The organism is Kutzneria sp. 744, assembly GCF_000568255.1.
Lineage (GTDB): Bacteria > Actinomycetota > Actinomycetes > Mycobacteriales > Pseudonocardiaceae > Kutzneria.
Map to the genome: position 1 here is coordinate 10,064,274 of NZ_KK037166.1, position 11,003 is coordinate 10,075,276.

Genomic DNA, 11,003 nt, shown 5'->3' on the forward strand with positions numbered 1-11,003 from the left:
GCCGCCATCAGGCACGGCACCGCGACGCGACGTGGCTGGTGAAGCCGAGCCCCACTCGGCTCACCACCAGCAGCCCCAGGGCCGCGGACAGGGTGCCGCCGGAACCGAGGAAGCGTGCCACGCGGGCACTGACCAGGGCGCCGAGGACCGCGCCCGCGACGATGGCGGCAGCATCAGGCCGTCTCGCCGCTGCTGAGGCCCAACTCGCGCTTCGCGTACAGCACCAGCATCGTCGAACTGGCCATGTAGCCGAGATTGGTCACGCCGACGGTCGCCGCGAGCGCGAGCACCGTGGGCTGTCGGCGCAGCCAGCCGAGCCCCTCGGCGATATCGCGCCGGATCGACCGGCCCGGTTGGCGGGGCGGGGCGGTCGGGCCCCGGCGCCGCGCAAGCCCGCGCAGGACAACCGCGGACACGGCGAACGAGACCGCGTCGACCGCGAGCGGCACGGCGGCGGCGATCCCGAACAGGAAGCCGCCCACGCTCGGCCCGACCAGCTGTTCGCCCGTGGTCTGGCCGAGCGACAGCCGGCCGTTGGCCTTCTCCAGCTTCTGCCCGTCCGGCGGGACCAGCAGCGGCACCGTGGCCTGGCTCGACGTGTCGAACAGCGTCTGGCCGACGCCCAGCAGCAGCCCCACCACGAGCAGCAGCGCGATGTCGGCGTGCCCGGCGGCCACGGCCAGCGCCAGCCCGCCGAGCAGCAGCAGCCGGCAGCAGTCCACGATCCACATCACCCGCAGCCGGTCCCACCGGTCGACCAGGGTGCCGCTGATCAGGCCGACGGACAGCCAGGCCAGCGAGCCGACCGAACCGCTGAGGCCGACCAGCGTGGCGTTGGTGGTCAGCGAGGCCGCGAGCAGGGGCAGCGCCGCGGCCCACACGCCGTCGCCCAGATAGGAGACGTTGGCGGCGCCCCAGAGCCGGCCGAAGTCGCCGCCGAGATCCCTCCGGGTGCGCCACCGGCGGCGGTCACGCTCTTGCGGTGCAGGACCGTCGACCGGCAATTCACATCTCCCCTGAGACCAGGTCACGCATCACTTCGCTGGGCCCGGCCGCGATCACGCCGGCCAGCGAATCACGGTACAGCCTGGCCGCCGTCGACTCCTCCTGGTACCCGCGGGCGCCACTATATCGGGCGAAGGCCTCGGCCGCGGCGACAGCGAGCTCGGTGGCGCGCAGCTTGAGGATCGACGCCGTCCGGGTGCTCAGTTTTCCCTGGCTGTGCGACCAGGCGGCGTGGTAACCGTAGTGCCGCACCAGTTCCAGCTCGGCGTCGAGGTCGGCGACCCGGTGCCGCACGGTCTGTTTCGCACTCAGCGGCGCGTCGCCGATCCGGTGCGTCCGGATGAGCTGCTTGAGCAGTTCGACGCAGAACAGGGCGCCGCCGACCGCGAGCAGGCCGGCGACGAGCCGCTCGAAGTCGAGCGCGCTCATCAGCTGGATCAGCGCCCGGCCCGGCCGCCCGATCAGGTGGTCGGAAGACACCGGCACATCGGCGAAGTCGACCTGGCAGACGTCGGCCGACAGCCAGCCCAGCGTCTGTTGCGGGGTGCGGGTCACGCCGGGCAGGTCGGCGTCGATGACGAACAGGCTCGCCCCGGCCAGTCCGGGTGAGGACGCCTCGGCGTTGGCGACGACGGTGACGTAGAAGCCGGCCCGCGAACCGTTGGCCACATGGCGTTTGACGCCGGTGACGCGGTACCCGCCGTCGCCGTCGGCCACCGCGGTGGTGGTGAGCCGGCGCAGGTCCGAGCCGGCGTCCGCCTCGGTGATGGCCAGCGCGGCAACGTGTTCGCCCCGCCGCGCCGGGGCCAGATACCGCTCCCGCAGCTCCGGCGAGCCGAAAGCGGTGAGATACGAGGCGGCCATGTAGGCGTGCACGCCGACCGCGGCGCGAATGCCCGCGTAACCGGTGCGGCCCAGTTCCTCCAGGAACACCGCGCTGTCCAGGAAACCGGCGCCGGCATGGGGAAGGGCCAGCAGCCCCTCGTCGGCCAGCGCCCGCCAGCCCTCGGCCGAGATCTGCCGTCGCTGCTCCCAGCCGTCGGCATGGGGCAGCACCTCGCGCGCCAGCACCGCCCGCACCCGTGCCCGAAACTGAGCATGGCTCTCGTCGAGGCCGGGCGCGGACAACTCCTGGACCGTGCTCATGACCGCTCCGCGAGCTCGGCCAGCAGGGCCCGGCGATCCACCTTGCCGGTGGCCGACAACGGCAGCGTGTCGCGGAACCGGATCTCGGCCGGCACCATGAACGCCGGCAGCCGGGCGCGCAGGTGATCGCGGATCTGCTCGGCCGTGCCGGGCTGCTCGCCGCTGACGACGAACGCGACCAGTGCCTTGTCCCCACCGGCCGTCTCGCGCACGGTGACGAAGTTCTGCCGGACGGCCGGGTGCTGGTCGAGATGGTGCGAGATCTCGCCCAGCTCCACGCGGTACCCGTTGACCTTGACCTGGTCGTCCAGCCGGCCCTGGAACACGAACACCCCGTCGTCGCGCAGATAGGCGCGATCACCGGTGCGGTAGAGGCGTTCCACCGCGCCGTCGATCTCGCGGTCGACGAACTGCCCGCTGCCGGCCGGCAGGCCCAGGTAGCCCGGCGAGAGGCCCGGACCGGCCAGCAGGATCTCGCCGGTCTCGCCGGGCCCGCACAGGCCGTGCTCGCCGACCAGGTAGGCCCGGGTGTTCTGGATCGGCAGCCCGATCGGCAGCGCCGTCTCGCCCATCCGCCGCTCCCGCACCGGGTGGTAGAGGGCGAACGTCGTGCACTCGGTGGGGCCGTACATGCTGACGATCCGGTCCGGCCCGTAGCGGCGCAGCGCGGCGTCGATGTGCTTGAGCGAGTGCGCCTCGCCGCCGGTCAGCACGGTCCCGACGCCGTCCAGGATCTCCGGAGCCTCGTCCACGATGGAGTTGAACAGGGCGGTGGTCAGGAACAGCACGGTGATGCCGTGCGTGTCGATGACCCGGCCCAGTTCGGAGAACCTCGGGAAACGCGAGGGATAGAGCACACAGGCGCCGCCGTGCAGCAGCGCGCCCCAGAGTTCGAAGGTGGCCGCGTCGAAGGTGACCGGGGCGAGCTGCAACAGGCGACTGTGCTCGTCGAGACGGGCGTAGCGCGCGCCGAAGACCAGCCGGGCGATGCTCCGGTGCCGGATGGGCACGCCCTTCGGCTGCCCGGTCGAGCCGGAGGTGAAGTTGATGTAGGCGATCGCGTCGGGATCGACGGCGGTCCGCGGGTTCTCCTCGACGACCGTGTCGTCCACCGGCAGCACGGCGAGTTCGGGCAGGCGTGCGGCCAGTGCCTCGGCGTTGTCGGTCAGCACGGTCGCGCAATCGGTCTGTGCCACCAGGTCGCGCAGTCGCGCGTCCGGCCAGTCGATGTCGAAGGGCAGGTAGCAGGCGCCGCACTTGAGGATGCCGAGCAGCGCCGCGACGAGCTCCGGCGTCCGTCCTATCGCGACACCCACCACCGCGCCCGGCCGGACGCCGGCCGCCGACAGCCGCGCGGCGACGCCGTTCGCGAGCCGGTTCAGCTCGTCGTAGCTGACCGACCGGTCCCGGTGGATCACCGCGACCGATGTCGGCGACTCGGCGACCCGCCGCTCGAACAACTCGCCGACACCGGTCTCGTCGGGATAGGAGACCGCCGTGTCGTTGATGCGACGATGCAGCGCGATCGCCTTGCTGTCGTGCGCTATGCGTTCCACCCCAGTGCCTTCTTCAGACGTCGAGTCCCTCACCACGGGCCTGGCTGTTGCGGCGGATGGTCGCCGCGACGTCCCGGACGCCGCCGGTGGCGAACAGGTCGTCCGGTGGCAGCGTGTCCTCGCCGAACCGCTCCTCGACCTTGGCGATCAGCTTGATCGCGGTCAACGAGGTGCCGCCGGCCTCGAAGAAGTCGCCGTCGACGTCCGTCACCGTCAGGCCGAGGTCCTGGAAGGCCCCCAGCACCCACTTCTCGATGTCGTCGACGGAGCGGACCGTGTCGCTCATGCCGGGCTTCCCGTCTCGCGCACGGGAAACACGTACCCGTTGAGCGTCCGGTCGATGAACTTGTTGTGGTGGAACCGATTGGCGCCGGCCACCATCACGTTGCCGAACTTCTCCAGGCTCGCGTGGCCGCCGAACTCGTCCAGCGTGGTCGAGTACGGGTACACGCTGACCGACGGCGGCAGGTACCGGGCCGCGTAGCCCAGCCGCATCTGATCGGTCTTGCCGGCGTGCGGGTGGGAGGCGTGCATGAGCGTCGACCAGAACATCACCGACTGTCCCTTGCGCATCACCATCGAGACGGCCTTGCTCTCGTCCGGGCGCCAGTTCGGGTCCTTCTGGAGCTGCCGGTAGTCGTAGCCGAAGAAACCACGGCGGGTCTCGCCCTTTTCCATGGCGTTGATCCGCTCGGGATCGTAGTCCATGGTCTTGGTCTCGTCGTAGTTCATCTGGCTCTGCGAACCGGGAATGAACTGGAGCGCCCCGGTCTCGATGGACGCGTCGGTGAACGCGGTCCACACCGTGATGGTGCCGCCGAACTGCGCGTCCTCCGGCCAGACGATCTGCGGGTGCTTCGAGCCGGCGACGTTGGAGAAGTTGTCGGCCTGGTGCCAGTCCGTGCCCTCGTCGCCCGGGTACTTCGGGAAGAACTCCGTGCGCCAGCACAGCACGTCCGGCCCGAGCGCGCTGACCACCCGGTCCACGATCCGCGGGTTGGTGATGTGCTGGGCCAGGAAGTCGACGTCGATGTGCCGGTCGTAGTTCGACAGGTTCGTCACGCCCGAGACCGTGGACTTCCCGCCGTAGATGGCGGTCTTCGTGTTGATGAGCTTCGGCCGCAGGGCGCGGAAGTTCTCCTCCATTTCCTCCGGTTCGTACACATCGAACGGTCCGATGTATCCGTCCCGTTGGAACTGGGTCAATTCCGCTGGGGTCAAAGCGAAATCAAGTGTTTTCGAAACCACGTTTCTGCCTCATCTCACCACTCGGGTTGACCCGGCCAGTCTGCCATTTTCGGCTCGGGGGTCGCAATCACGCGCGGCTCGTTGTCCCGGCGACAGGACAGTCGGCCGTCGTCACGCGCACCGCCGTCTTGACCGTCCTGATGGCGACCAGCATAGTGAGAAATCGGATGGCTTTGCCCGGTCGGCAACGACAATCGGCCACATTGTGTTTCGCGCGGTCGGCCCGCGCCTGTCGATGAATCCGTTGCACTCGTCGTCGTGAGGTGATGGACGTGGGAGAACCCGTGCACCAGGACCGGACGGTGGCCGCTGTCGGCGAGGCGGCCACGCCGGTCCCGGACACGACGGTTCCGGCGTTGTTCGAGCGGTGGGCGCGGCGCACCCCCGACGCGATCGCGGTCGTGTGCGGCGAGGAATCGCTGACCTACCGGGAAGTCGACACCAGGGCGAACCGGATCGCCCGGGAGCTGCTGGCTCGCGGGGTCGGCGCCGAGTCGATCGTGGCCGTCGTGTTGCCGCACTCGGCCGAGCTGCCGGTCGCGCTGCTGGGTGTGCTGAAGGCCGGCGCGGCCTATGTGCCGATCGACCCGGCGTACCCGGCCGAGCGGATCGAGTTCATGCTCCGTGACGCCGCGCCGGTGGTGCTGCTGACCGCCGCGGGGTCGGCGGCCGGCCTGTCCGACACCTGCCCGACGCTGGTGCTCGACGGCATCGAACCGTCCCAAGTGGACGAAGTCGGCCCGGTCGAGGTGCGGCATCCGGACCGGCTCGCCTACATCATCTACACCTCCGGATCGACCGGGCGCCCCAAGGGGATCGGCGCCACCCACCGGGACCTGGTCACCTTCGTGACCGACCGGCGGTGGGGCGGCGAGAGCCAGCACTGCGTGCTGCTGCACTCGCCGCTGCCCTTCGACGCGTCCGCCTACCAGCTGTGGACACCGCTGCTCAACGGCGGCCGGCTGGTGGTCAGCCCGACCTCCGAACTCACGCCCGAGAGCCTGGCCAAGCTCGTGGCCGAGCACGGGGTGACCGCGACGCTGTTGATCAGCTCGGTGTTCAACCTGCTGGTGGCCGAGGACGTGAGCTGCCTGGCCGGCTTCCGCGAGGTGTGGGTCGGCGGCGAGCGTGTCTCGTCGCCGTTCGTGCGCAGGGCAATGCTGGACTGTCCTGACACGACATTCGTGAACGGCTACGGTCCCACCGAGACAACGGTGTTCGCCACCAGTCACGTGGTGGGGCCCGCGGACTTCGACGGGCCGGAGATTCCCATCGGCCGCCCGTTGGACAGCCTGAGCGTGGCCGTGCTGGACGAGCGACTGCGGCCGGTGCCGCCCGGCACGCCCGGCGAGCTCTACATCGCCGGCGCGCAGTTGGCGCGTGGCTACCTCAATCGCCGCACCCTGACGGCGGAGCGGTTCCTGGCCTGCCCGTTCGGGCCGCCGGGCTCGCGGATGTACCGGACCGGCGACATCGTCACCCAGATGCCGGACGGCGAGCTGCTCTACCAGGGCCGGGCCGACGACCAGGTGAAGGTGCGGGGTTTCCGCATCGAGCTCGGCGAGATCGAGACGGTCCTGCTCTCGCACGACGCCGTGGCCCATGCCGCGGTGGGCGTGCACACCGACAGCGGCGGCGGCAAACACCTTGTCGGCTATGTGGTTCCGGTCGAGGACACCGTCGACCACGACGAGCTGCGTGGGTTCGTGGCCGCGAATGTGCCCGCGTACATGGTGCCGTCGGTGTTCATGACGCTCGACCGGTTGCCGCTCACGCCGAACAGCAAGCTGGACCGCGCGGCGCTGCCCGCTCCCTCCTTCCACGCCGGCGTCTACCGTGAGGCCCGCACCCCGGTCGAGCGGACGCTGACCGCGGTCGTCGCCGAGGTGCTCGGTGTGGACCGGGCGGGCGTCGACGACGACTTCTTCGCGCTGGGCGGGGACAGCATCCAGTCCATCCAGGTGGTGACCAGGGCGCGGGCCAAGGGGTTGACGCTCAGCGTCCGGGAGATCTTCGAGCACCGGACCGTCGCCCGGCTGGCCGAGGTCGCGGCGGCCGCCGGCCAGAAGGCCGAGCCGGCCCTGGCCGAGCTGGCGGGCGGCGGGCAGGGCTGGCTGCCGCTGATGCCGGTGGCGCGGTGGATCAAGGAGCTCGGGCCCGGGTTCGACCGGCTGATGCAGGCGATCGTGCTGGAGCTGCCGCCGGACATCGACCGGGCCGGCCTGGTGGCGACGGTGTCCGCGGTCATGGACCGCCACGACCTGTTCCGGGCCCGGCTCGTCCCCGACGGGCTCGTGGTGGAGCCGCCGGGACAGATCGACGTCGACGCCCTGGTCCGACGGGTCGAGTGCGACGGCGACTGGGACCAGCGGACCTGGCATCCGCTGCTGGTGCGCGCGCTGGACGACGCCGCCGACCGGATGGACCCGGCGGCCGGCGTGATGTCGCAGTTCATCTGGTTCGACCCGCCGACCGGGGCCGGCCGGTTGCTGCTGACCCTGCACCACCTGGCCGTGGACGGCGTGACGTGGCGGATCCTGATGCCCGACTTCGCGGCGGCCTGGGCGCGGGTGCGGGCCGGCGAGGCCCCGTCCCTGCCGCCGGTGATCACCTCGGCCCGGCGGTGGGCGCACGCGATGGTGGACTCGGCCCACGCCGAGGAACGCGTGGCCGAGCTGGCCTACTGGCGGTCCGTTGTGGACGGTCCGGATCCGGTGCTGGGCGCGCGCCGACTGGATCCGGCGTTGGACGTGATGGGCACCGTGGCGAAGGTGCGGGTGTCGCTGCCGGTTCGGACGACCGAGGCCATGCTGACCGCGGTGCCGTCGGCGTTCCACGGCGGCGTGAACGACGGGCTGCTGGCCGCGCTCGCGCTGGCGGTCGGGCGGTGGCGGCGGGACCGGGGCGTCTCGGAGTCGACGACCCTGCTGCGCCTGGAGGGCCACGGCCGCGAGGAGGACTTCGTCGCCGGCGCGGACCTTTCGCGCACGGTCGGCTGGTTCACCAGCGTGTTCCCGGTCTGTCTCGACCTGGACGGGGTCGACGTGGACGACGCGTTCGCCGGCGGCGCGGCGGCGGGCGCCGCGATCAAGGCGGTCAAGGAGCAGCTGCTCGCGGTCCCGGCCAAGGGCATGGGCTACGGGCTGCTGCGCTATCTGAACGAGGACACCGCGACCGAGCTGCGGCCGTTCCCGCTCGGGCAGATCGGCTTCAACTACCTCGGCCGGTTCACCTCGGCCGACCAGCCCGAGGAGCTGCGCGGGCTGGGCTGGACGCTGTCCGGCGACCTGGCCGAGCTGGAGGAGCTGGCCATGCTCGATGCCGGCCACAACCCGGCGATGGTGGCCCAGGCCGAGATCGACATCAACGCGACGGTGACCGAGGGCGCCGAGGGGTTCCAGCTCAACGCGGTCTTCGCGGCCCCGAGCGGCGTGCTGTCCCCGGCCGAGCTCGGCGAGTTCGCCGACCTGTGGTGTACGGCGCTCGACGGTCTCGCCCACCACGTGCGGGAGCCGGACGCGGGCGGGTTGACGCCGTCGGACGTGCCACTGGTCACCGTGCGCCAGCAGGAAATCCAGGACTGGGAGAAGCGGTATCCGGGGCTGGTCGACGTCTGGCCGGTGACCCCGCTGCAGTCCGGCATGCTGCACCACACCGCGCTGGCCGACGCCGGCGACGACGCCTACCAGGTGCAGCTCGTCATCGACTTCGACGGCGCGCCCGACGCGGCGCGGCTGCGGGCGGCCGGACAGGCGCTGCTCGACCAGCACGCGGTGCTGCGCGGCGCGTTCGCCACCAACGACGACGGCGACCGGGTCCAGCTGATCATGGCCAGGGCCGAGCTGCCGTGGCGCGAGGTCCGGCTGGCCGATGACGGGGCCTTCCAACGGTTCCTGGCCGACGACCGGGACGAGGGCTTCGACCTGGCCCGGCCTCCACTGGTGCGGATGACGCTCGTCCACATCGGACAGACGCGGGCCGAGTTGGTGCTCAGCGCGCACCACGCCCTGTTCGACGGCTGGTCCGAACCGCTCATCGCCCGCGATCTGCTCGGCCACTACGGGCGTCGCCATGCGGCGCCGGCGCGGCGTTCGTTCAAGGACTTCCTGGCCTGGCTCGACCGGCGGGACCGGGAGCGCTCGCTGCAGGCCCATGTCCGCGCCCTGGACGGCCTGGCCGAGCCGACGGTGGTGACGTTCGAGGGCACGCCCGGCGCGGCCGGGTTCGGCGAACTCGTGGTCGAGCTCACCGACGACGAACTGGCCGCGTTCGAGCGGCGCGCCGTCGAGTTGGACTGCACGCTCACCACGCTGGTGCAGGCCGCCTGGGCGGTCGTGCTCGCCGGCCTGACCGGGCAGACCGACGTGGTGTTCGGCATCGCGGTGTCCGGGCGGCCGCCCGAGCTGGACGGGGTCGAGTCGATCGTCGGGTCGTTCCTCAACACCGTGCCCGTGCGGGTCCGCTGCGCGCCGGAGTCCTCGCTCGCCGACGTCGCCGAGCACGTGCGGTCGGCCCAGGCCGAGCTGCTCGACCACCATCACTGCGGCCTGCTGGACATTCACGTGGCGACCGGGTTCGACGTGCTGTTCAACACCCTCATCGCGTTCACCCCGCACGTGTCGGACAGCGCCGAGCTGGCCGGGGCCGCCGCCGAGGCGGGCCTTTCGGTCACCGGGTTCCGGGCGATCGGCGGGTCGCACTACCCGCTGGCCGTGGTGGCCGAGCAGAACCCCCGGCTGCGGCTGCGTTTCCAGCACCGCCGCGACGCGTGCCAGGCGCGCGACGCCGAGGACGTCACCGAGCGGTTCGCCCAGGTGCTGCGTTCCTACCTCGCCGATCCGACCCGGTCGCTGGCCGAAGTCGGTGTCGTGGCACGGAAGAAGCCGTCGGCCACCGGGAAGCGCGTCGAGCCCGCCGTCGGCGGCCGCGCGCCGCGTGACGACCGCGAGGAGCGCCTGCTGCGGTTGTTCACCGACGTCCTCGGCCGGCCGGCGCTCGGCGTGGACAGCGACTTCTTCGTCAACGGCGGCAATTCGCTGCTCGCCACCAGGCTGATCGGCCGGATCCGCGCCGAGTTCGGGATGCAGGTGTCCATCCGGTCCGTGTTCGAGCACTCGACCGTGGCCGGGCTGGCCGCGCGCTGGGCGGACATCGCCACCGCGAGCGGTCCCTCGCTGCGCCGCCGGTCGGTCGGATGAGGGGGAGGAGCAGTCCCGGATGAGCGTCGAGATCGCGGAGCTGGTGCCCGAAAGCCCGTACCTGTGGCGGGCGCGCCGGGCGGGAGCGCGGCGGCGGCTGATCTGCTTCCCGCACGCCGGCGCCGGCGCGGCGGCGTACGCGGACTGGGTCCGGTGGCTGCCGCCGGAGGTGGAGCTGGTCGCGGTGCAGCTGCCCGGCCGCCAGAACCGGATCGCCGAGGAACCGTTCACCGAGGTGCCGCGCATGGTCAACGTGCTGGCGCACGCGCTGCGCCCGGTGCTGGACGGCCCGTTCGCCTTCTTCGGCCATTCCGCCGGCGCGATGCTGTCCTACGAGCTGGCCCGTGCGCTGCACGCCGCCGGGCGCCGGGGGCCGGACCGGCTGTTCCTGTCCGCGCAGCCCGCGCCGGGCCGCACGGAGGTCCGCCCGCTGCACGGCCTGCCCGAGGACGAGTTCCTGGCCGAGATGGTCGCGCTGGGCGGCATCGACGCCGAGATCGCCGCGGACCCGGACGTGATCGGTTCGCTGCTCGACGTGCTGCGGGCCGACTTCGAGCTGTGGGAGCGGCACGTCCCGACGCCGGGGCCCCCGCTGGACTGCCCGATCACCGTGCTCGCGGGCGACGCGGACCCGCGGGCTCCGCGAGCGGAGCTGGGGCCTGGCGCGCGTGCACCACCGCGGAATTCACCACCAGGTTCTTCACCGGCGGCCATTTCTACCTCGTCGACTCGCTCGCCGAGGTGGTCGGATTCATCGGGAGCACGCCATGACGACGGCGGACGCGATCGGCCCGGACGCCCTCGCGGAGATCGCCGCCGAGGCCCGCACGGCGCCCGGTGTCGAGGACGC

Annotated in this window: 7 protein-coding genes; 2 read left to right on the plus strand and 5 right to left on the minus strand. The window is 71.7% G+C overall.

Annotated features, from left to right (window positions below):
- Nucleotides 1–173: 173 nt before the first annotated feature.
- The 5 genes from KUTG_RS45975 to KUTG_RS45995 are packed head-to-tail and all read right to left on the minus strand — an operon-like array spanning nt 174 to nt 4,928.
- The gene (locus KUTG_RS45975) at nt 174–1,004 is read right to left on the minus strand and encodes an MFS transporter (RefSeq protein WP_052396207.1); all 831 of its coding nucleotides are present in this window, start codon (nt 1,002–1,004) and stop codon (nt 174–176) included.
- 1 nt (nt 1,005) lies between these two features.
- Nucleotides 1,006–2,151: an acyl-CoA dehydrogenase family protein gene (locus KUTG_RS45980; protein WP_043726227.1), complete on the minus strand. Its 1,146-nt coding sequence runs from the start codon at nt 2,149–2,151 to the stop codon at nt 1,006–1,008.
- Entirely contained in the window at nt 2,148–3,707 is a 1,560-nt protein-coding gene (locus tag KUTG_RS45985; RefSeq protein WP_043726228.1) for an amino acid adenylation domain-containing protein, read from the minus strand. The genes KUTG_RS45980 and KUTG_RS45985 overlap by 4 nt, the downstream gene beginning before the upstream one ends.
- A 13-nt stretch (nt 3,708–3,720) precedes the next feature.
- A complete protein-coding gene (locus KUTG_RS45990) occupies nt 3,721–3,993 on the minus strand; it encodes a phosphopantetheine-binding protein (protein ID WP_043726230.1) in 273 nt (90 codons plus the stop codon).
- Complete coding sequence (locus KUTG_RS45995; protein ID WP_232241295.1) at nt 3,990–4,928, minus strand: chlorinating enzyme; 939 nt, start codon at nt 4,926–4,928, stop codon at nt 3,990–3,992. The genes KUTG_RS45990 and KUTG_RS45995 overlap by 4 nt, the downstream gene beginning before the upstream one ends.
- A gap of 299 nt (nt 4,929–5,227) precedes the next feature.
- On the opposite strand from KUTG_RS45995, the gene KUTG_RS46000 reads away from it, so the two are divergent.
- Nucleotides 5,228–10,153: a non-ribosomal peptide synthetase gene (locus KUTG_RS46000; protein ID WP_198047568.1), complete on the plus strand. Its 4,926-nt coding sequence runs from the start codon at nt 5,228–5,230 to the stop codon at nt 10,151–10,153.
- 19 nt (nt 10,154–10,172) lie between these two features.
- The coding region (locus tag KUTG_RS46005) for a thioesterase II family protein (RefSeq protein WP_198047569.1) at nt 10,173–11,003 on the plus strand (831 nt) is incomplete at its 3' end.

Bases quoted from the DNA above. Each gene is read 5' to 3' on its own strand.
- KUTG_RS45980 (WP_043726227.1), bottom strand. From the start codon at position 2,151: ATGAGCACGGTCCAGGAGTTGTCCGCGCCCGGCCTCGACGAGAGCCAT.
- KUTG_RS45990 (WP_043726230.1), bottom strand. From the start codon at position 3,993: ATGAGCGACACGGTCCGCTCCGTCGACGACATCGAGAAGTGGGTGCTG.